The organism is Peribacillus kribbensis DSM 17871 (assembly GCF_000430765.1).
GTDB lineage: Bacteria > Bacillota > Bacilli > Bacillales > DSM-1321 > Paraperibacillus > Paraperibacillus kribbensis.
Genome location: NZ_KE387238.1, coordinates 101,828 through 123,061 on the forward strand (window position 1 = coordinate 101,828; position 21,234 = coordinate 123,061).

The 21,234-nt window shown below is 43.2% G+C and carries 23 protein-coding genes; 5 read left to right on the forward strand and 18 right to left on the reverse strand.

The window, feature by feature from the left end:
• Window positions 1-32: 32 nt before the first annotated feature.
• The 7 genes from H539_RS0113980 to H539_RS0114010 all read right to left on the reverse strand — a co-directional run bounded on the left by H539_RS0113980 (window position 33) and on the right by H539_RS0114010 (window position 5,526).
• The gene (locus tag H539_RS0113980; protein WP_026694037.1) at window positions 33-224 is read right to left on the reverse strand and encodes a hypothetical protein; all 192 of its coding nucleotides are present in this window, start codon (window positions 222-224) and stop codon (window positions 33-35) included.
• Between the two features lie 35 nt (window positions 225-259).
• Window positions 260-1,348: a branched-chain amino acid aminotransferase gene (locus H539_RS0113985; protein WP_026694038.1), complete on the reverse strand. Its 1,089-nt coding sequence runs from the start codon at window positions 1,346-1,348 to the stop codon at window positions 260-262.
• Window positions 1,349-1,525: 177 nt separating this feature from the next.
• Entirely contained in the window at window positions 1,526-1,921 is a 396-nt protein-coding gene (locus H539_RS0113990) for a hypothetical protein (protein WP_026694039.1), read from the reverse strand.
• A gap of 57 nt (window positions 1,922-1,978) precedes the next feature.
• On the reverse strand, window positions 1,979-2,950 hold the full coding sequence (locus H539_RS0113995) for a cation diffusion facilitator family transporter (RefSeq protein ID WP_026694040.1): 972 nt from the start codon (window positions 2,948-2,950) through the stop codon (window positions 1,979-1,981).
• A gap of 190 nt (window positions 2,951-3,140) precedes the next feature.
• Window positions 3,141-3,425 (reverse strand): hypothetical protein, encoded by a 285-nt coding sequence (locus H539_RS0114000; RefSeq protein ID WP_026694041.1) that lies wholly within the window; start codon window positions 3,423-3,425, stop codon window positions 3,141-3,143.
• Window positions 3,426-3,440: 15 nt separating this feature from the next.
• Window positions 3,441-4,865 carry a radical SAM protein gene (locus H539_RS0114005; protein ID WP_026694042.1) on the reverse strand — a complete coding sequence of 475 codons (1,425 nt, stop codon included), beginning with the start codon at window positions 4,863-4,865 and terminating at the stop codon, window positions 3,441-3,443.
• Window positions 4,837-5,526: a prolipoprotein diacylglyceryl transferase gene (locus tag H539_RS0114010; protein ID WP_245602187.1), complete on the reverse strand. Its 690-nt coding sequence runs from the start codon at window positions 5,524-5,526 to the stop codon at window positions 4,837-4,839. The genes H539_RS0114005 and H539_RS0114010 overlap by 29 nt, the downstream gene beginning before the upstream one ends.
• A gap of 291 nt (window positions 5,527-5,817) precedes the next feature.
• Between H539_RS0114010 and H539_RS0114015 the strand changes: the two genes are divergently transcribed.
• A complete protein-coding gene (locus tag H539_RS0114015; protein WP_035322669.1) occupies window positions 5,818-6,279 on the forward strand; it encodes a DinB family protein in 462 nt (153 codons plus the stop codon).
• A 158-nt stretch (window positions 6,280-6,437) separates the two neighbouring features.
• Here the strand turns inward: H539_RS0114015 and pyrB are convergent, their stop codons facing one another.
• On the reverse strand, window positions 6,438-7,394 hold the full coding sequence (gene pyrB / locus H539_RS28555; protein WP_051348582.1) for an aspartate carbamoyltransferase: 957 nt from the start codon (window positions 7,392-7,394) through the stop codon (window positions 6,438-6,440).
• Window positions 7,395-7,692: 298 nt separating this feature from the next.
• The gene (trhO, locus tag H539_RS0114030) at window positions 7,693-8,661 is read right to left on the reverse strand and encodes an oxygen-dependent tRNA uridine(34) hydroxylase TrhO (protein WP_026694045.1); all 969 of its coding nucleotides are present in this window, start codon (window positions 8,659-8,661) and stop codon (window positions 7,693-7,695) included.
• A 398-nt stretch (window positions 8,662-9,059) separates the two neighbouring features.
• Here trhO and H539_RS0114035 point away from each other — a divergent pair, with 398 nt between their 5' ends.
• Complete coding sequence (locus H539_RS0114035) at window positions 9,060-11,288, forward strand: sensor domain-containing protein (protein ID WP_035322670.1); 2,229 nt, start codon at window positions 9,060-9,062, stop codon at window positions 11,286-11,288.
• Between the two features lie 236 nt (window positions 11,289-11,524).
• On the opposite strand, the gene H539_RS28560 is transcribed toward H539_RS0114035, so the two are convergent.
• Window positions 11,525-12,064, reverse strand: coding sequence for a hypothetical protein (locus H539_RS28560; protein WP_051348583.1), 540 nt, complete (start codon window positions 12,062-12,064; stop codon window positions 11,525-11,527).
• 178 nt (window positions 12,065-12,242) lie between these two features.
• Between H539_RS28560 and H539_RS28565 the strand changes: the two genes are divergently transcribed.
• Window positions 12,243-13,100, forward strand: a complete 858-nt coding sequence (locus tag H539_RS28565; protein ID WP_051348584.1) for a YihY/virulence factor BrkB family protein — start codon at window positions 12,243-12,245, stop codon at window positions 13,098-13,100.
• A gap of 77 nt (window positions 13,101-13,177) precedes the next feature.
• Here the strand turns inward: H539_RS28565 and H539_RS33115 are convergent, their stop codons facing one another.
• Window positions 13,178-13,312 (reverse strand): NUDIX hydrolase, encoded by a 135-nt coding sequence (locus H539_RS33115; RefSeq protein ID WP_281171424.1) that lies wholly within the window; start codon window positions 13,310-13,312, stop codon window positions 13,178-13,180.
• A 124-nt stretch (window positions 13,313-13,436) separates the two neighbouring features.
• On the reverse strand, window positions 13,437-13,595 hold the full coding sequence (locus H539_RS32845) for an NUDIX hydrolase (protein ID WP_245602188.1): 159 nt from the start codon (window positions 13,593-13,595) through the stop codon (window positions 13,437-13,439).
• A gap of 151 nt (window positions 13,596-13,746) precedes the next feature.
• Between H539_RS32845 and H539_RS0114060 the strand changes: the two genes are divergently transcribed.
• Window positions 13,747-14,679, forward strand: coding sequence for an aldo/keto reductase (locus H539_RS0114060; protein WP_026694047.1), 933 nt, complete (start codon window positions 13,747-13,749; stop codon window positions 14,677-14,679).
• Window positions 14,680-14,719: 40 nt separating this feature from the next.
• Here H539_RS0114060 and H539_RS0114065 read toward each other — a convergent pair whose 3' ends face one another.
• From H539_RS0114065 to recQ, 3 genes are all read right to left on the reverse strand, one after another.
• Window positions 14,720-15,625: an HD-GYP domain-containing protein gene (locus tag H539_RS0114065; RefSeq protein WP_026694048.1), complete on the reverse strand. Its 906-nt coding sequence runs from the start codon at window positions 15,623-15,625 to the stop codon at window positions 14,720-14,722.
• 63 nt (window positions 15,626-15,688) lie between these two features.
• The gene (locus tag H539_RS0114070) at window positions 15,689-16,135 is read right to left on the reverse strand and encodes a hypothetical protein (protein ID WP_026694049.1); all 447 of its coding nucleotides are present in this window, start codon (window positions 16,133-16,135) and stop codon (window positions 15,689-15,691) included.
• A gap of 199 nt (window positions 16,136-16,334) precedes the next feature.
• Entirely contained in the window at window positions 16,335-18,449 is a 2,115-nt protein-coding gene (gene recQ, locus H539_RS0114075) for a DNA helicase RecQ (protein ID WP_026694050.1), read from the reverse strand.
• Between the two features lie 101 nt (window positions 18,450-18,550).
• On the opposite strand from recQ, the gene H539_RS0114080 reads away from it, so the two are divergent.
• Window positions 18,551-19,048 carry a GNAT family N-acetyltransferase gene (locus tag H539_RS0114080; RefSeq protein ID WP_026694051.1) on the forward strand — a complete coding sequence of 166 codons (498 nt, stop codon included), beginning with the start codon at window positions 18,551-18,553 and terminating at the stop codon, window positions 19,046-19,048.
• A gap of 55 nt (window positions 19,049-19,103) precedes the next feature.
• Here H539_RS0114080 and H539_RS0114085 read toward each other — a convergent pair whose 3' ends face one another.
• The 3 genes from H539_RS0114085 to H539_RS0114095 are packed head-to-tail and all read right to left on the reverse strand — an operon-like array spanning window position 19,104 to window position 20,894.
• A complete protein-coding gene (locus H539_RS0114085) occupies window positions 19,104-19,961 on the reverse strand; it encodes a phosphotransferase family protein (RefSeq protein ID WP_155890054.1) in 858 nt (285 codons plus the stop codon).
• Window positions 19,954-20,571, reverse strand: coding sequence for an NUDIX hydrolase (locus H539_RS0114090; RefSeq protein WP_026694053.1), 618 nt, complete (start codon window positions 20,569-20,571; stop codon window positions 19,954-19,956). Before H539_RS0114090 ends, H539_RS0114085 begins: the two co-directional genes overlap by 8 nt.
• A 38-nt stretch (window positions 20,572-20,609) precedes the next feature.
• Window positions 20,610-20,894, reverse strand: a complete 285-nt coding sequence (locus H539_RS0114095) for a hypothetical protein (protein ID WP_026694054.1) — start codon at window positions 20,892-20,894, stop codon at window positions 20,610-20,612.
• Window positions 20,895-21,234 lie beyond the last annotated feature (340 nt).

Below are 21,234 nucleotides of genomic sequence, written 5' to 3' on the forward strand. Positions count from 1 at the left end.
CCAGGTTCGGACTACTTTGATTCCTTTGCCTCTCAACTTGTCCGAAGGCGCTCCAGGTTCGGACTACTTTGACTCCATTGCCTCTCAACTTGTCCGAAGGCGCTCCAGGTTCGGACTACTTTGGTGCCTTTCCCTCCAAGCACACTGCTTTCCGGAAACGCATAAAAGAGCCAGCCCCGTCCCGCTGCAGTCTGAATCATTCTTAACGATTCAGGCTTCAGCAAAAGACAGGTACTGGCTCCTCTAAAAATCTCCTCTATTATACATAAATCTTTTCATTCTGTACTTCGCGCACCCAGCCGAATGGGTCTTCGATTTCGCCATTCTGGATGCCTGTGAGAGTTTCATAGACTCTCTGTGATAGTTCACCTGTTTCTCCCCCAGAGATAAGCAGGCTTTCCCCTTTCCAAAGCAGTTCCCCAACCGGGGAGATAACGGCGGCTGTGCCTGTACCAAAGGCTTCCTCAAGTGTGCCGGCTTTGTGGGCTTCGTATATTTCCTCTAAAGAGATTCTGCGCTCGGAAACCGGTACTCCCCAATAGGTTAATAATTGAATAATCGAGTTCCGGGTAACACCATCAAGAATGCTTCCGTTCAAGGCAGGCGTAATGACTTCTCCGTTTATTTTAAAGAAGATGTTCATGCTTCCGACTTCTTCGATATATTTTTTTTCGATGCCATCAAGCCACAATACTTGTGCACAGCCGGTGGCATCCGCGTTTTCCTGGGCTTTTAAGCTGGCGGCGTAGTTCCCGCCTGTCTTTGCGCTGCCGGTGCCTCCCTTGACTGCACGGACATATTCCTGTTCCACACCAATTTTAACCGGCTTGATGCCTTCCTTATAATAAGATCCAACCGGAGAAAGGATGATCATGAATTTGAAATGCCTTGATGGCGCCACACCCAGGTATGGTTCGGTTGAGATAACGAAAGGCCTGATATAAAGGGATGTGCCGGGTGCTTTCGGGATCCAGTCCTGATCAATATTAATCAGCTTTTCCAGCGCCTCCAGGGCAAACTCTTCGTCAATATGCGGGATGCATAGCCGATCATGGGAAATGTTCATTCTCTGGAAGTTTTTCTCCGGTCTGAACAGCAGAATCCTTTCGCCCTTTGTATATGCCTTCAGTCCTTCAAAAACAGTCTGGCCATAATGGAAAACCATTGAAGATGGATCAAGCGCAATCTTTCCGTAAGGGACGATTTTGGCATCATGCCAGCCGATTCCTTCCGTATAGTCCATCACAAACATATGATCAGTAAAGTTTCTCCCAAAGATCAACTGGTCAGATTGCGGCTTTTCTTTTCTTGCTGTGCTTAGTTCTACTTTGATTGTATGGCCATTCATATTACTGCCTCCTGTTTTATGTGAAAAATTTAATAAAACTTATTTTACTCCTAGTTTTCATCTATATCAATGCTTTAACGTAAAAAAAAGAGCAAATTTACTGAATTTTTTGCAAACAATAAAACCGGCTTTCCATCTATCCAGCAGAAATAGCCTGAATAGCGGTGCCGGCTGGTTTTATTTTTCTTTCACCACAATCGCCGCGGTTATTTTCCTGATGATGCACTCTTCCAGATCGGTCGGCTCCAAGAAACCAAGCGTTATGGCTGACTTTATTTTCTCGTCATGCGGCCTTCTTACAATTTCAATACAGTCCGTTAAATTCATTTTCTCCAGGAGCTCTATGGTCGATTGCACCTGATAGGATTCAGCCTTCCTGACCTGCCGCTGGAGCTTGTAGCGCGGGAACTCAAGCTCTCCCCTGCCCTCCCTGCCGACTGCCTGGTCAAAATAACAGTGAAAGCTATTCTTTAATTCATTCATCTCTTTTTCAATCTGCTTTGATTGTTTATGCAGTTCATGATAGCGGGAAACCATATACTCTGTAATGACGGTATCCATATTTTTTTCCATTTGTCCCCTCCGCCGCATAGTTTATTCTAGTTTATGGGGGAATGGGACCATATAGAACTATCTTGGTTCATTGGCATGCCTGCCCCAATTGGACACTCCATCATCCTCGTCAAGCTCAATGGTCACATCCGTTACTCCTCTTTGGGCCAAGATTTTCTCTTCGATCCGGTCTTTTATATCATCGGCTTCAGCAAAGGAGATAGCAGGGTTGATCTCAATTTCAAGTTCAACATGAAGTTCATCGCCTTCCTTAATGACCGCAATTTCTCCAACATCCTTTACATCGGGGTCATTGATCACCAGCTCACCGATTCTCTGCTCCATTTCATCATCGGCTTCCCCTAGTACGCCTCGGGCATTATCCAAAAATACCTTTCCGACAACAAGGAACATCATGATTCCAATAAGAATGGATGCGATTCCTTCTGCCTGATGGAACGGAGTATAGTGGGAAAGCAGAACAGCTGCTATCGCCAGGATCCCGCCTAAAGTAGCGACAGAGTCCTCCATAAAAACGAGCTTAGTAGCCGGCTTTCCTCGTTTCACATTGGCAAAGCTCTTAGCAAGAATATCAAAGCCTGTTGCCTTGGTATCGGTTTCGTGAAGGATTTCCTTCATCGCCTTGAAAAGGACGGATGCTTCAAGGCAGGTGGCTGCAGCAAGGATGATCACGTTAATCAAAAGACCTTTTGACTCTGTCGGGTGGATAATGTGCTTATACCCTTCCACTATCGTTTCATAGGCCATGATCCCAACGATTAATACGGCTCCGAGAAGAACAAGATGAACCAGTCTGCCAAAGCCGCCGGGAAATCTTTCTGTCGGAGCCCTTTTACTGAGCGCCGAGCCGGTAAAAACAAAGAATTGGTTGGCTGCATCACCTAAACTGTGCATGGTTTCCGCGAACATTGCCACATTGCCGGTAAATATAAAAGCTGCACCCTTGATCACGGCAATCACCGCATTGACAATGGCAGCAACCATTGCAGACCTATTCCCTTTCTTTAATAACTGAAAAAACCCATTCACATTCATCCCTCTTTCTGTATAACAACCGCTACTAGTATTCTCTTTCCCGAGGAGGGATATGAAAAAACATAAATTCATTGATGCCTGACACAATAAAAAAAAGCCATTGACCAAGGTCCGGTTCCGGACATGCAGAGTCAATGGCTGTGTCTGCCATTTATCAATCAAACATCGGCGGAATTCTAGCCCATTATCCCAGACCATAGATGATCAGTCCAAAGCAGGCCGCGAATACCAGAAGGGCAAACCCCAGTAATATGATCAAACCGATGGCTGTATATTTTCTTTTTTTCATAAAAAAATATACGATGACCCCTATCTGGAGAATGAACCCAACGAGGAGAAAATAGATCCAGCCAGAGAGAGCTGCACAGAAACTGATAAATTGAATCAAGACTCCAATCCCGATCCCTGCCCATACACTGCCCTGCTCCCCTGCATCCTTCTGCGGCCCCTTCCATTCATTTCCGCTCACATGCTCCACCCCTTGTTAAAAAGACTTTGAAGACTCTCTTCCCATCATGATTTCTTCCCGGATTTTCATAAGCTCCTTCTCCTTATCATCGCGGTAAAACAGGTTATAGGTATCAAATGGAATGATCCGTCCATCTGGATGGGCAATGTGCACACAAGATTTCTTTACAGAACGCACATCAAAATTATAGGCATCCTGGAATTGCATGATAATGACACGGAATACATTATCATACCCGATGTCGCCTGGCAGGTTCACTCTTGGCAGACAGCAGAGCAGGTCTTTTAACGCCATCGATGACGAATCTGGTGAATGATTCAAGGAAAAAAGCGTAAAGATCATATTCCGGATATTTTCATCCTGTTCGAAGACAATGGTATTCCTCTCTCCTTCAAGCAAAATGTTTTTATCCACCATCCCGGTGAGCGGCGTGACTTTTCCGTCCTTTTTGAAGGCGTATCCCATGGCAAGAGAATCAGGATGGCAGGGTACAGGTACCATGTCCTTTTCCCCGAACACACCGGATTGGTCAATAATCAGCTGACGGACCTCGCTCAGTGTAAGCCTGTCAGTTTCAGGGTCGAAGTTCTCAAGCCTTCCGGCACTCTGAATCGGCTGCAGGGTTACCCCCCGGACGCATGTCTGCTTTAAGCCGTATTGGATGATGCTGCCCACTTCATGATCGTTCAAGCCCTTCTTGAGCACCACAACCAGCGTAGTGGAGATATTGAATTCATTCAGGTGGTCGATTGCTTTTTGGCGCACTTCCCTTAAATCGGCCCCGCGGAGCTCTTCCAGTGCTTCACCTTCAAAACTGTCAAACTGAAGATAAATTTCAAATCCCGGCTTATATTCAGCGAGACGTTTCACAAATTCCCTGTCATTTGCGATCCGCAGCCCATTCGTGTTGACCATGATATGCTTCACTGGCTTTTCTTTGATTCTGTCGAGAATTTCAAAGAATTGCGGATGAATGGTGGGTTCGCCGCCGCTGACCTGGATGATATCAGGCTCCTTTTCATTTGCGACGATGGAATCCAGCATAAATTGAATCTGTTCCAGGGAACGGAAGCTCCCTTTATGCGGAGAGGATTCCGCAAAACAGATCGGACATTTCAAATTACAGCGTTCCGTAATTTCCAGCAGGGTCAGACAGCTGTGCTGCTCATGGTCAGGGCACAGACCGCAGTCATAGGGACAGCCATACTTGACCGGTGTGTTCCACCTGTGAGGCATTTCAGATGGCTTAATAAAATCCCTGCACAGTTTATAGTAGTCAATATCCGTCGAGATGAGGATTTTCTCTCTTCCGTGTGTCATGCACGTTTTCACCATATAGACATTTTCATTTTCAAAAATGATCTTCGCTTCCACTTTGCGCAGGCATGTCGAGCATATGCTGATCGTCAAATCATAATATGTGTAAGGTCTGTTCGGCATTCGGGGGATCCCCCTTTAATTTTAGTGTTTTAATCATCAATGGAACATAATAAAAAATCCCCGCCGCACAGGCAATCTGGATATTATTCAAATGAAAATAAGGATGCGGAGTGGGCTTGATAAAGTCAATGACAAACCTGAATATCAAATAACTAAGCATGAACAGCTGGAACAAATAACCGTTCCATAACAACTTTTTCTTTCCTTTGATCATGAATAAGACGGACGCAAGACCGAATAAAAAGACAATCTCATACAGCTGTGTGGGATGCCTCTTGATTCCATCCCCGAAATCTACTCCCGTGATCCAGCTGGTCTGAGTCCCATATGTATGGTCATCCATACCGGTTAAGAAGCAGCCGATCCGCCCAATCATCATTCCCACAGCCAGAGGGAGGACGAAATCGTCTCCTGTGGAGCTTTTCCAGCCGATGATGAGCTTTGCTGTCTCCACACCAATTAATCCGCCCAGCAAGCCTCCCACGATCGTTTTTCCTTCCATAAGATAAACAAAATCATGCCAATAATGAAGCGTTTTAACCGGATCCTCAAGCCAATACACAAATTTGGAGCCCAGGAAAGCCCCGAAAATCGCTCCCACTACCACCCACAGTGCCGCCTCCATCGGAAGCTTCTCTTTATTCCGTGTATATAAATACACCCTGAATCCTATAAAATAAGACAAAGACTCAAAAAGAAAGTGTGGATGGATCCCAAAAATATAAACGGGAAATGTCATTGACGATCAAATCCTTTCCTGGCTGCTCCAAATTCAGTATTGCTCTCACAGCATATTTATTTTTGGAAAATTTACGAGTATACTAGTATTGTATAGGAAATTACTGGTTAAAAAAACAAAAAACTCAAAACCTCTTACATTAAGATTTTTTAAGAGAGAAGGCCTACCATAGGGACTGGAAAAGCAAGAATAGATCATCCGGGGGTTGGTTCGTTGTTTAAAATATTTCTTTATAATTGGCAGGTTCGGGAGGACTGGTTCTCCTGGTGTGAAAAGATTCCATTGGAAGAATTAACAAAAAAACGGCATGGAGGCATGGGGAGCTTTCTTCATAATTTATTTCATGTGATCGATTGTGAGCAGATTTGGGTGAATCAGATGCTGGGGAAGCCCGTACTCCAGAAAGATACAGGGAGTGTCCCTGCACTGGAGGAAGTGAAGGATTATTCAGGATCGACTAGATCTGTGACCATGGACCTTCTGAATTCCCATGAAGGCTTTGAAGAAAAATTTTTAAACCTCAAGAGAAAGGACGGCAGTATAGATAAAGTTTCCTATATAAAAGTATTAAGCCATATCGCCTCTCATGAAGTCCACCATATCGGCCAATTGTCTGTATGGGCCAGGGAGATGGGGATGAAACCCGTGTCTTCTGATCTTATTTTTCGTACATAGTACATGGAAATCCGGGCAGTTATCTGCTGCCAATGCCAACAGAGTTCACAAATTTTTGAGAAAACTAGATATATAAAAAAAGACGTATGACCATTCATACGTCTTTTAATACGCAAGCTGTCCGGCTTTTTTTATTGATGAAATAAGAAAATAGTTTCTTATCTAGACAACGCAGCCATTTCTTTTTCGGCAGGAATTCCCTCGAAACATTTCTCCAGCAGGGCCATTCGGATGAACAGCCCATTTCTCGCCTGCCTGAAGTAAGCTGCCCGCGGGTCCTGGTCCACTTCCTTTTCGATTTCCCCTGCACGCGGCAGCGGATGGAGGATCGTGCAGGTGCTTTTCATATGTTTTAAAAGCTCCTCTGTAATGATATATTTCCCTTCAGCGAGCTTATAATCTTCTTCGTTATCAAATCGTTCCTTCTGGATACGGGTCTGATAAATCACATCGGCAGCTCGGACCGCAGCGTGGAGATCCGTTTCTTCAGAGTAGGATACTCCTTTTGCATACAAATACTCTGTAACATAGGGAGGAATCTGTACATTGGAAGGAGCCGTAAAGGTGATATGGACATTTTTATAGTTTGCCAGCAAATAGGAAAGAGAATGGACTGTCCGGCCGTATTTCAGATCCCCGACCATGACCACATGAATATGATCAAGGGTCCCCAGTTCCTTTTTGATGGTATACACATCCAGAAGTGCCTGTGTGGGATGCTCGCCTCCCCCATCTCCCGCATTGATAACCGGGACAGATGCCACAGCAGCAGCCCTTTCTGCGGCTCCTATATCCGTATGGCGCATCACAATGACATCACAATATTGAGAGACGACCTGAATGGTATCCTCAAGAGTTTCTCCTTTGGTCGCAGATGAAAATTGTCCGGCGTTTTCAGTACCGATCACCTTGCCTCCAAGCCGTGAAATCGCTGATTCAAAGGATAATCTTGTTCGTGTGCTTGGTTCAAAAAAGAGAGTTGTCATGATCTTACTGGAAAACTGGGTGTTTCCTCCGCTTTTGACCACCGCTTCCATCCGGTCTGCCCGCACAAAAAGGTCCTCAAGGGAAGTACGGTCATATTGTTTGGCCCCTATTACGTGATATAGCTTCATTTAATTTTCCTCCCGGCTGATGTTTTTTTGGTGATCAACCTTTAAATCTCCATAAAAAAAGCTTCCTGCCATAGAGAGACAGGAAGCTGCTGCTTGTAAAGTAACTGAATGCAAAGGACCCTGTTCGATACCTGAAAAAGGCAGACCGATCCTATTCGTTACTTACCTTGCTAGTCTCTCTGGACTATATTTAAAGGTAATTCATTATTCAATTTGGTTAATGTGATTATGACATACTGCCTTTTCAACTGTCAATCCATAAAAAAACCGGGACCTTGACGTCCCGGCTGTTTTTCCATTATTGAACCTGCAGTGTGTCTTCACCGATTGCCTTTAAGCGCTCTGCCACTTCTTCTTCCGTCAGACCATGTTCTGGAATATAACGGTTATTAGGGTTTACGCGGCACTCATGAGAACAGCTGCGCATATATTTATGCTCGTTTTCTTCAGAGCAGAGAATTTTTTTATTGCATGCAGGGTTTGCACAATTCACATAACGTTCACAAGGTTCGCCCGTATAATAATCGCGGCCTACCACAACGTGTTCCTTGCGGTTTACCGGTACAGCGATCCTTTCATCAAATACATACAGCTGTCCATCCCATAGCTCACCTTGCACTTCAGGATCGTGTCCATAAGTCACAATTCCGCCATGCAGCTGTGATACATCCTCAAAGCCTTCTCTTTTCAGCCAGCCTGAGAATTTTTCACAGCGGATTCCGCCGGTACAGTAAGTGATGATTTGTTTGCCTTCCAGCATGTCTTTGTTTTCGCGTACCCAGTCAGGCAGGTCGCGGAAATTTTCAATATCAGGACGGATGGCGCCTCTGAAGTGTCCTAGATCGTATTCATAATCGTTTCTCGCATCAAGAAGAACAGTGTTTTCTTCATGTATTTTTTCACGGAATTCTTTAGGGCTCAGGTAATTACCAGTCAGCTCTAAAGGATTTATATCATCTTCCAGGCGGAGAGTTACAAGTTCTGGTCTATGACGCACCTTCATTTTCTTGAAGGCATGTCCTTCCGCTTCATCAATTTTAAATACCATATCCGCAAAACGCGGGTCATTTTTCATTGTTTCCATGTATTGATCGGTTTGTTCGATTGTACCGGAAACCGTTCCGTTAATCCCTTCAGATGCTACAAGGATTCTTCCTAATAATCCAAGATCCTTGCAGAACTGTAAGTGTTCTTTTGCAAATTCTTCAGGATTTTCAATGGTTACATAATGGTAATACAATAAAACTCTGTACGGTTTTTGACTCATAGTATTTGCCACCTTATCACATAATATTTGCAAGATATTAATGTAAAAATGACACTAAATTCTTACGAATCAATATTATATCAGAATAAGGTATAAAAAGCACCCTTTATTTTTTTCCTCTTCTTACATAAAGGATACCCCCATATATCTTGAAAGCAATAAGAAAATGATATAACAGGCTTAGTTTACTCCCTTATATGCAAAAGCTGACAGCCAATTATTAGGATAGATTGTGCGATCTAGAATTTATAAACCAGATCTTTCTTATCAAATCGCAGCAATCAATGAGTTGCATTCAAGAGTTCTTGATATAACGCTTTTTATGAGTCAAACGGTAAAATATGAGCAGACGATTCCGATATAAACATTAATAAATGATTTTTTAGGAGTAAATTCGTATGCAGCTTAGAAAAAAATATAGTTATGTTGGAATTGTCATACTTGTATTCATTCTTATACTTTCTGAATTGGTTGAGGTGACTTCCCCTTCGTGGCCTCCACATGCTGAGATTGTGATGAAAGGTATTTCTTACCTATTCAGCCTTGGGTCCATTTCTTTACTATTGTATTATTTCTTTAAAAACAATGAAACTACAAAACTATTAACAGAAAGTACAGAAAGATTGAAGAATATTTTTGAAAGCCTTGATATTGCGATTTGGTCTCACGACTTAAAAACAGATACATTACTTATAACTCCAGGAATCGAGAAGCTATATGGATACAGTTTAAATGAGTTTTATAAGAATCGTAATCTTTGGAAGGAAGTAATTCCTGAAGAGGACAGAGCTGTTCTTGTTGAAAGGCAAGAGAAAATCCAGCAAGGAAAAAAGGCTACCAGTGTCTATCGAATCGTGAGGCCAAATGGTGAAATTAGATGGATTCGGGATTCAGGGATCCCTGTTTATAATCAAAAAAAAGAGCTTATTGATTTCACAAGTGTTTTATTTGATATTACCCATCAAAAAGAGAGTGAATCCAGATATCAAAGCCTTGTAGAGATGTCTCCTGATTTTATTGCGATTATAAGTAATCGGCGATTTGAATATATCAATCGTACCGGCGTAACTCTTCTCGGTGCTGAATGTACGGAACAAATTATTGGCACTTCTATTGATAAGTATCTAAATCCTGATTTTCTGGATCAATCTATTATTCCTAAACTAATGGATGACAAAAGTAAAATGATGACTTTTGAAACCGTTCTGTCGGGTTCTGGAAAGAATAGAGATATTGAAGTTACTTTAATCCCCATCCAGTACGAAGGCAGACAGGCATGGCACGCAGTAGGAAGAGATATTTCTGAACGTAAGAAAGCAGAACAGACCATTCACCAAATGGCCTATCATGATGCATTAACCGGCCTGCCCAACAGGAATCTTTTGTCTAGCTACTTCGAGAAAATGTTTCGACAGGATATGGATGCAGCCGTTTTATTTTTAGATCTGGACCGTTTCAAATTAATAAATGATACTAAAGGACATTCGGTTGGCGATAAGCTTTTAATACGTGTGGCAGACCGAATCAAGAATGCTCTGAAGGATAAAGGTATCGTCTCGCGGTACAGCGGAGACGAATTTATTGTTCTACTGGAGAATCTTAAGGTCAGAGATGTTAAACATTTTGCTGAAACCATTTTAAAAAATATGGAGGACGTATTCAGGATAGATGACGAGGATTTTTACATAACTACAAGTATTGGCATAAGTATGTACCCTGAAGATGGCCACGATGCCGAATCATTAATCCAGCATGCGGATGCAGCCATGTATCTTGCAAAAGAAAGAGGAAAAAACAACTATCAGTTCTTTTCCACCGAATTAAATAAGAATACATTAAGAAAAATGGAATTGGAAAACGGATTAAGAAAAGCTCTCGAACTTAATCAATTGGTCCTCCATTATCAGCCTCAATACCATTTAGAATCAGGAGAAATTTCCGGAATTGAAGCTTTAGTACGCTGGCAGCATCCCGATTTAGGGCTGATTCCTCCAAATGAGTTCATTTCTCTTGCCGAAGAAACTGGATTGATCGTCTCTCTTGGCAAGTGGGTTTTGCGGACAGCAGTGAATCAAAACAAAAAGTGGCTTGAGGCTGGTTTTAAACCGATCCCGGTTGCTGTAAACATTTCAGTGAGACAGCTTCAAGAAAATGATTTCACCCGTGACGTGGCACTAATATTGGAAGAAGCCGGTCTTAATCCTGAATACCTTGAGTTAGAAATAACAGAAAGCATGATGCATAATACTAGGAAGGTAGAAATATTAAAAATCTTAAAGAAGATGGGAATGAAAATTGTTATAGATGACTTTGGGACAGGGTATTCTTCGCTAAATTATTTAAAGCACCTTCCAATCGATAAGATTAAAATTGATAAAGCCTTTGTGGATGATATTCATGATAGCATTAATCAAGGGCTTATCGCTAATGCTATAATAGATATTGGGACTAGCTTGAATTTTGAAGTAATTGCAGAAGGAATAGAGGAAAAAGCCCAAGTGGATTATCTGATAAAAAGTCGCTGTTCCGTAGGACAAGGCTACTACTTTAGCAGACCCCTTCCGGCAGACCAAATGAGAATGCTGCTGTCTTATGAGCCTGCAGCGCCAGTTGTACTGCCTTTTTGAAAATGTCTGAATGAAACATTATAATTTAAGTAGCCATTAAGCTGATAATATGTGCAGCCTGATGGCTTTTTATTAAGCTGTTTTTATAAGGCTGTGAAAGCTAGAAGATAAAATTGATTCCAGATCCTTGCTTTCAATAAGGGCGGTGAGCATTTCCGAAATGTCTTTATAAAGATTTAAAAAGCCAGCCAAAGAATCTGGCCGGCCCTATAATATAATGCAAATTAGTAAATTAATTAATTCAGACGTCCGGATGGCAGTCTCATTTGTTCTTTGCTCTCCTGGGAGACAGTTGTGTTATAGGCTGTATCTGAAGAGCTGTCCAGCCGGTTAGAGCTTGATTGGACTGGCGCAGAGCCTGTCAGCTTCTGTCCTGCTTCAGCCACTTTTGAGGTGATTCCTTTAATTTCTTCTGTCGCCTCGCGAGCGGCATCCATGGTATCACTTGTGATGCTTTTTACATTGTTCATTTTGCCGAATACCTCTTTATTTACCATTTCGTACAGATCTTGAGCTTCCGCAATGGCATCCTTCAATGAATTGGAGGCAGATTTGAAGCGCTGGATCATCTGCTCCTTCACTTCTCCCGGATTTTCACGAACCTGGGAAATCATCTCTACAGAAGAATCCTTGAGTCCAACGGCTGAAGATTTAACTTTTTTTCTGGTCTGTGAATCCAGAAGGGAAAGAGCCCCTCCGATAATGCCTCCAATAATTAATCCTTTTACCATCAAATTATTGTTTTTCCCATTTACCACAACAGATTGCTGTTTCATATCATGTTCCTCCTTTGAATGGATGTGCCTTGCTATATGCATTTAATTCCCCTTGATTCTGTACCTTAAACTCCCGTATGTCCAGGGACTTTCCATATAAATGTGGTTATTCCCTGTCTTAAACGGGAAAAAGGGACTGAAGCACTTGTACTTAATAACTTGCCAGGAGATGATGTATATGAAAGGTTTATTGAGTTTTGGGAAAAAACTGGGGGCCGAAATGAAAAAAGACCGTGCTACAGGGCTGGCGGCAGAACAATCCTACTATTATATGCTTTCGCTGTTTCCATTGCTGATTCTGCTGTTATCCATCCTTCCCTATTTTAATATTGATCCTTCCAAAGCGATGAAATTCATGGGGACCGTGATGCCGTCTAAAACGACCTCGGTTTTCAAGGACAATATTGAAAATGTTGTAAGCAACAGAAACGGAGGATTGTTGACTGTTGGTATCCTCGGTACCCTCTGGTCGGCGTCTAACGGAATCAACGCCTTCATCCAATCGATGAATATCGCCTTTGATGTCGAAGAAACCAGAAGCTTCATCAAACAGAGGCTGACTTCCATCCTATTGACAATCTGCTTGATCGTCACATTTATTGTGGCGCTTGTACTGCCGGTATTCGGTAATGTCCTTTATAACATGTTAGACGAAGTTTTACCCCTACCCAGCACTTTTCAGGCATTATTCAGTGTGCTGCGCTGGGTTGTAGCCATCTGCGTCATCATTGTCGTTCTTGCCTTTCTATATGCAAAGGCCCCAAATAAGCATTATCCATTTAAACAAGTGCTTCCTGGAGCCATTGTAGCGACCATAGTCTGGCAGATCATATCTTTAGGATTCTCCTTTTATGTGAGCAACTTTGGAAATTATTCATCCACTTACGGAAGCCTTGGAGGCGTCATCGTCCTCATGCTCTGGCTTTACCTGACAGGCCTGACACTGGTGGTAGGCGGCGAAATCAATGCCCTCATCCACAAGGGAAGCCTCACCAAAATCAAGACCGGCAGCAGAAAAATGACCATATCCAGATAAAGCTTGACATGCAGCCGGAAAATGAAGTCAGACACCTGCAAAATCGGTACCGCCCACATTGGACGGTGCCGATTTTGTTATGCTTCCAGGGCTTCGCTGACTGCCCAGCTTTGGTGTTCATGGAAGAGCAGGTTTAAAGCCTTTGCAGGTTCAATCCACTTTAGGAAATTGTCCGGCTCAGATGGTTCATCTGCTATCAGTAGGAGGTGCATCTATAAAAACGCCCCTCGCTGAGATAATAGCTGTATTGATTGGTGGAATAAAAATATTTCCTGGCAGCACCCAAATACGGGCCGATCTCAATATCCATCCACATTTCTTCAAGTGCTTCGCTCTTTAAGCATTCCGCGTGCGTTTCACTGCCTTCAATTCCCCATCGGCAATCTGAATGAGGGCGAGCCGGCCTTTTTGGCTGTCCAATAGAATTCCATAAACGGCCGGCCTCAAGATGTCCTGGATTCCCTCTTCTTTTTTTCCGAACTTAATGATTTCCATACTATTTCCTCCAGTGGGCTGTATTTAATTCAACTATTTTTTGTTTACATAATATATTTATGGTTTCTTTTTTTCTTTCCAAGCCTTCTATTTTTCTTTCCGTGCACCAATCCGCTAGAATGATCATAAGGACAAAAAAGGAGTGAATCAAATGACGCAAAGAGTAAAACTAGGAAGAACTGATCTGGAAATTAATCCTATCGGTTTTGGAACAAATGCAGTGGGAGGACACAATATCTATCCTAACTTAAATGATGAAACTGGCAGAGAGATGGTAAGGACAGCCATAAAAAATGGAATCAACTTCTTTGATACAGCCTATATTTATGGTCCTGAGCGATCTGAAGAACTAATCGGCGAAGTGATGAAAGAAACCGGAAGCAGGGATTCTTTCATCATTGCGACCAAGGGCGCCCACAAGTTGGTTGATGGAAAAGTGGTGTTTGATAATTCCCCTTCCTTCCTCCGGGAAGCTGTGGAAGGATCGCTTAAAAGGCTCGGCACAGACTACATAGATTTATACTATATTCATTTTCCTGATGAGCACACACCGAAGGATGAAGCCGTAGGAGCTCTTAAGGCTTTAAAGGATGAAGGGAAAATCAGGGCCATCGGAGTGTCCAACTTTAATCTGGATCAGCTCAAGGAAGCAAATAAGGATGGCTATGTGGACGTCCTGCAGTCTGAATACAATCTATTTAAACGGGATGCGGAAAAAGACCTGCTGCCTTATACCTCAGAGCATACGATTTCGTTCATCCCTTATTTCCCGCTTGCTGCTGGACTTCTCGGAGGAAAATACACAAAAGAGACAACCTTCCAGGACGGACGGGCCAAAAATCCCATGTTCCAGGGAGAGCAATTCATCCGGAATCTCGAAAAAGTGGACAAAGTACGAAGCATTGCAGAAGCAAAAGGTGCGGAAACCGCTCATGTGGTCTTAGCCTGGTATTTAACACGCAGCTCCATCGATGCACTTATCCCAGGTGCAAAGAAGCCTGACCAGGTCCTTTCCAACCTTAAAACACTGGATGTACGCCTCACACCTGAAGAGGCAGCCGAAATCGACAGAATCTTTTCCTGATCATACAAAAAAAGAGACGTTCTCCTTGGACGTCTCTTTTCTAAATCTTTCCTTCCTCCATTAACACGGCTTCAAAAGCAGCCACAACTTTTTCATCGTAGTGTGTGCCCGATAAACGCTTTATTTCCTCCAGGGCATACTGAGCAGAGAAAGCCTTCCTGTATGCACGGTCCTCGGTCATGGCATCGAAGGTATCTGCAACCGCAATGATCTTGGATTCGAAAAGAATTTCATCCTCTTTAAGTCCATAAGGATATCCAGAGCCATTCAGCCTCTCATGGTGCTGCTCGATGATTTTCAGGATTTTCCCGCTGTAGATATGCTGAATCATCTTTACACTATCCACAGGGTGCTTCTTGATAATATCAAATTCTTCATCTGTCAAACTTCCGGGCTTATTCAGGATTTCCTCCGGAACATTGATTTTTCCTACATCGTGATAGCCGGCTGCTAAATATAAACTCTTTAACTGTTCAGGTGACAGTCTGAGTTTTTTAGCAATCATTATACTATATTCAGCTACCCTTTCACTGTGCAAAAAGGTGTATCTGTCTTTCTTTTCTACTTGATTCACAAATCCCTTTAAAGTTAATATTTCATTACTTATATGGGAAAAAGAATGTTCCGTTGTAACAATCAAATAAGTGACGTCTGTCAAAGCCGTAAAATGAACAGGATCTTTCAATCCATTAACGAGGCAATAGTCACCTGGTACAAGCTCTACCTTTTCCTTATTGATTTCACCTGTTACTTTACCGCTTATAAAATATATGAATTCTGTTACGTCTGGATTGTCACTTGGATAAAGATAGAACATTCGATTTTTATAGATTGTCTGATGCATAATCTCTAATCCTGATGTACTCCCCAACAATCTTAATTCAGTTGAGTTTAGTAGGACTTTTTCAATAAACTGATCTTTTTTTCCAATCTGTAGTCCTTCCATGATATCTTCTCCTATAAGTTTAAAACGAGTTCTAAAGAAGAACTCGTTTTAAATTTATTACTGTTAGAATCCTATTACTTGTATCGGATCCACCCAAACTTCACGGTCCGCGATTTTTACAAGCTTCCATTGGCATACAGCTTCGATGCCGTATACAGCGGCTTTTTCAATTCCAGCATTCGTTAATTCGATCGCTTTGTCCTGTAAAGTTGAAATCAATTCATCTAGTGCTGCATTGTATGAAGTATTTTCAGCAGCGATTTTTTCTGCTTTTTGATTCTCAGTCAATACAGTGTCTGCAGTAAGTGCAGCCGTATTCTCATCATGTGCCGCTTTCAGTTCATCGCCTTTTGCGACGGTCTCTGCAATCAGGCTGTCGATTTGCTTGTTGGCTTCGTCAATAATTTGTAATCCTTTTTCCACATCTGAGTTTTCAGATGCGAATGCCATGGTCCCAAAGGAAAATGCAAACAACATGACAAATAATGCAGCTAAACTTTTCTTAATCATCTTTTCCCCCACTTTTTAGTGTATTAAAGCGGCTCAAATTCTAAGATGGACAGAAAAAGTTAAAGAAATGCAGCCGTGGCTTTAATAGACTAATATTTTTATAGCATTTTTTTCCTATTATATACGAATTCTGTTGAATTACGCAATAGAATTTGTCTTTTTTGTCATATAACGCATTTTCCTGTAAAAATTGGTCAAATTATTTTTGTAAAACCAAGAAAAACTTAATCATAAAATAGCTGATTTCCTTTGGAAGCAAATCCTTGATCGGTTTAAGGTATTCTTTCCCTGCCTTTTCTACAGCCTCTAAAATCAGCTGTTCCTGTTCAACTGTAAGGATTCCCCTCTGATCGATGGGCTTCCCCTCATCCACACATCGGATGATATGATTTTCGACTGTATTGGTCGACAAGCCGCGGTCTTCTGCAATTTCCTTGATGCTTTTGCCTGCTGTGAAGCTTTCATAGCTGTCCAGATAGGAGCCGCCGCTGCTTCTTTGTTCCTTTGGCCTCTTCTCTTCCGCTTCCACAGATGGATGATAATCCTCGTTTTCATCCAGGAAGGAAGCCACTGCCGCCAAAAAGCCTTCCCCATACTTCTCAAGCTTTTGTTTCCCGACTCCCTTTACCGTCTCAAGCTCCTCTATGGTGCGCGGCATCTTACTGCACATATCCAAGAGAGTTGCATCAGAAAAAATGACAAACGGAGGGACTCCCTCCCCGGCGGCAATTTCCTTACGGAGACTGCGGAGTTCCTCGAATAGAGGATCATTTTTATTGACCTGGACAGTCTGGACGATTTCCTTCCTTTTTACCTCAGTCTGTCCGAGAAGGACACTCTTCCCTTTTTCTGTTACGAATAAGATAGGAAACTGTCCTCCCGAAACTCCAATATATTGCTCGGAAGTCAGGTAATCGATGAATTCCGCGGTATCCTTCGCACTCCTATCCTTCATCAAGCCAAACGTTGAAAGATTTTGAAAGCCGAATTCCTGGACCTTCTTATTGGACGATGCTGTTAAAACCTGCGCAATCAGAGTTTTTCCGAATCTTTCCCCCATACGCTTCATACAGGAAAGAACAATCTGCGCATCTCGTGTTACATCTACCGATGACCGATTATCCAGGCAGTTGCTGCACCGGCCGCAGCGTTTTTCCGTTTTGTCCCCAAAATATCCCATGATAAAGGCTTGAAGGCAATTTTCCGTATAGCAGTATTCTCTCATCGATTGAAGCTTTTCAAGTTCATTTGCTTTAAACTGGTCTGATTCAGACTGATCAATTAAGTATCGCTGCAGCTGGATATCCTGTTCGGAGAATAATAAGATGCATTCGCTGGGAAGCGAGTCCCTTCCTGCACGCCCGGCTTCCTGATAATAGCTCTCCATGTTTTTCGGCACCTGGTAATGAAGCACATACCGGACATTGCTTTTATCGATCCCCATCCCAAACGCATTAGTGGCGACCATGACCTGTACCTCATCATTCAGGAATCGTTCCTGCTCGGAATCCCGTTCATCCCCATTCATTCCACCGTGATACTTACCGGCGGAAATCCCCCCTCTGACAAGTTTTTCGTGAATCTGTTCTACATTTTTTCTGGTAGCCGCATAAATGACACCAGAATCGGAGCTGTTTTTCTTCACGTAATTCAGAAGATATTCCTGCCTATTCTGCCCTTTGACAATCGAAAAACTTAAATTTGAACGCTCAAAGCCTGTAATGACCGCATTCCCCTCAGGTATTTCCAGTGTGCGGCATATATCCTCCCGGACCTGGGGCGTTGCAGTGGCAGTCAGAGCCAGCACTGCGGGTTTACCAGGAAGATTATTCAATAATGTTTTAATTCTTAGATAGCTCGGCCTAAAATCATGGCCCCACTGCGAAATGCAGTGAGCTTCATCCACGGCGACCATCGAAATTGGCAGCTGCCTCATTCTTTCCATGAATCCGCCCGCTTCCAGGCGTTCCGGTGCAAGGTAAAGCAGTTTATACGCACCCATTCCTGCCTCTTCAAGCCGATCCTCTATTTCGGAAGAAGACAGTGAGCTGTTGATGTAAGCCGCCGGAATTCCTGACTGCTCCAGGGCGTCTACCTGGTCCTTCATCAATGAAATTAAGGGGGAAATAACCAGTGTAATTCCTTCAAATAGAAGGGCCGGAATTTGATAAGTGATCGACTTACCGCCGCCTGTCGGCATAATTCCTACCGTATCCCTTCCAGCCAGAATCTGCTCAATGATCTGCTCCTGTCCGTTTCTGAACGCCTGATATCCGAAGTATTTGCTTAATAATTCCTTTGCCTGGTGAAGCATTTATTAGACACCTCTTTTATTCCTTATTGCCTTATTCATTGTATATGAATTAAGCTGGTAATAAAAATGGAAAGTTACATTTCCATAAAGGGGAAATGAGAATGGAAATACGGCAATTAAACTCGAGTCATGCAGATGCATACAAAAATATCCGTCTGGAGTCACTGAAACAGAATCCAGAGGCCTTTGGATCGAGCTTTGAGGAAGAAAAAGACCGAGATGTGAAAGTGTATGAAGAAAGCCTTTCAGCAGAAGGGCAATTCGCTTTTGGGGCCTTCGATGATGGAGAATTGGCGGGGGTCGTCTCACTGGTTCTTGAGCAGAAAGTAAAGCTTTTGCACAAAGCGTTTATTTTTGCCATGTATGTCAAAAAAGAAAAGCGGGGAGAAGGAATCGGCAGGAAGCTGATGCAGGCAGCCATTCAAAAAGCAAAAGAGCTTCCTCAAACCGAACAGATTCTTTTGTCTGTCGTTTCAACGAATGAATCAGCCAAAAACCTGTATTCCTCCCTCGGCTTCAAGACATATGGTTTTGAGAAAAAGGCCCTGAAAATCCAGGATGCGTATTATGATGAAGAGCATATGGTACTATTTCTGTAAGGTAAAGGGACCTTTCTATGCCCTGCCCGCCAGCTATACCGATTAAATGAGCGGCTTAAAAGGAGGGAGAGGCACCGATTCTCTGGATAATGCGGGCAAGCTGTTCAGCCGGAAGCTCTCCCCTCCACTCATCCGCCAGCCGCTGGCCTGCCCAGTCTGTATACAGATCCGGAAAAACCAGTGAACGGGCGGATTCTTTCTCGTACCCTTCTCTCCAGCCATGCTGAAAGGTGTGCAAGGCAGCCGGGTCAAGACCGTATTTGGATACATCTCCCTCTACAAGTTTAAAGATGGAATACGTGCGGGCAGTATCATAGCGCGGATCTCCAACAGAGCAATTTGTCCAGTCAAGGATGGCTGTGATTTTTTCACCATCGGTCATAACATTGAGCGGGTGAAAATCCATATGAAGGAGCGCTTTCTCTTCTCCTTCAAGCATAATTCGTTCCGAAATTACTTCTTCTTCCTTCGATCGGGGTGCAATCCAGTTTAAGGCCAATTCAAACGGGAATGCACATTTATGAATGGCAGCATGAGCGGCTCCAAAGGACTGTCCCAGAGATTCCCCGCGGCCGGGATGGAGGATCAGCTCTTCAAGGATCGTTTTTCCTTCCGCCCAGTCCAAAAGCATAATGACAGATTCCCCGCACCGTTTCACCAAACGGACAGCCGGGACTGGAAGACCCGCTTCCAGAGCCCATTCCATGATCTTTTGTTCCTGCAAAAACTGCCCTGACCTCTTGCTTGGAAGCATGCGGAGAGCATATTCCTTTCCAGCCCATTGTACCTTCCAAACAGAGCTGTCCCTTCCACCATTAATCTTAGTAATGGCAGCATGTTCCATACCTGTCTCCTTCAGCACCTCTCCAATATCCATAAAAATCTCCTCATCTTCAAGTCTTATTTCAGTCAAACACAGGCAGCCTTCCGGGGTTATCCAAATAGCTGAACAAAAGCTCCAGCTGGCCCCTGGTTATCCTGGATGGTGAAAGCTCCGGCAGTGCGTCCTTCGAAAAAAAGGCCGCATCCGCTGTCTCTATTCCTGCTTCAAGATGTCCGCCTGTAACCGAGCATTCGAAAAACAGCTTGTACACATGGTGAAGGGAAGGCGGATGCGGATGACATTTTTTGTCCAGCACTGCCAGCAGCCTTACTGCCTGTACCTCCAATCCAGTCTCTTCCTGCACTTCCTTAACCGCCACTTCTGCCGGCGATAGCCCGATATCTGCCCATCCACCGGGCAGTGACCATTTTTGATCTTCTTTTTCCTTAACCAGAAGCAGCCTGTCTTCCTGAAAGATGACAGCTCGTATATCGGTTTTCGGAGTTTGATATCCCGTTTCGGATGCAAATACTGATTGAATCGTATCGAACGGGTTTTGGGTCAGCTCTGACACCATCTCGCAGCTGATGGTTCTTAGTTCCTGAAATCTCTCTATATCGTATATATCCTTCGAATAGGCAAGCCCTGCCTGTGAGAGAGCCTGAATTTTCTTGGCCCATTCCAGCCATTTTTCTTCCATACTGCCACCTCTGACTGTTATACTTTTACCATACTCTTTTATACCCCCAGCTGATCGAGAGCCAGCAGGAGCAATAAGAGCAAAATATGAAATATAACCAGGATTCCGTACATCGTCCCATCGATGCCAGCTCCCCTTAACAAAAAACAAATCATAGTTTCTATTCCCAGAAAGATGATCAGAAATCCAATCCGCCTCGAAAGGACTCTTTGATTCCTGGGTGTAACCATTTCTGCAAAAAAAGCTGTATACTGGCTTTTCCAGATAAAGGTGCCCAGCAGGACAAAGAACACGGAAGCTGCCAGGCAGACAATAACATTCATCTTTTTCCCCCTCTCCAGGAAAAAAAGCACCCTTCCATATTTTAGCATAAAAAGTAAGAATAATCTGAAATTACTTTTCGGAAACAACCAAAATTTCACGTCCCATTCTATGGACGTACTTTCCTATTTCCGGCATATACTGATTCAGATACTCATTATGAAGGGAGACACAGCCACATGCGGCGGATCCAATTTATGATTAAGCTTTTCCTGAACCAGCCTCTCTGGTTCAAGCTGCTCACATCCATTACACTCCTTGCTTCCATCATCCTTAGCAGCTCCTATTTCTCACAATCCCCCTCTTCGCAGAGCGTTTCTAAGCTATCAGCGGCTATATTAT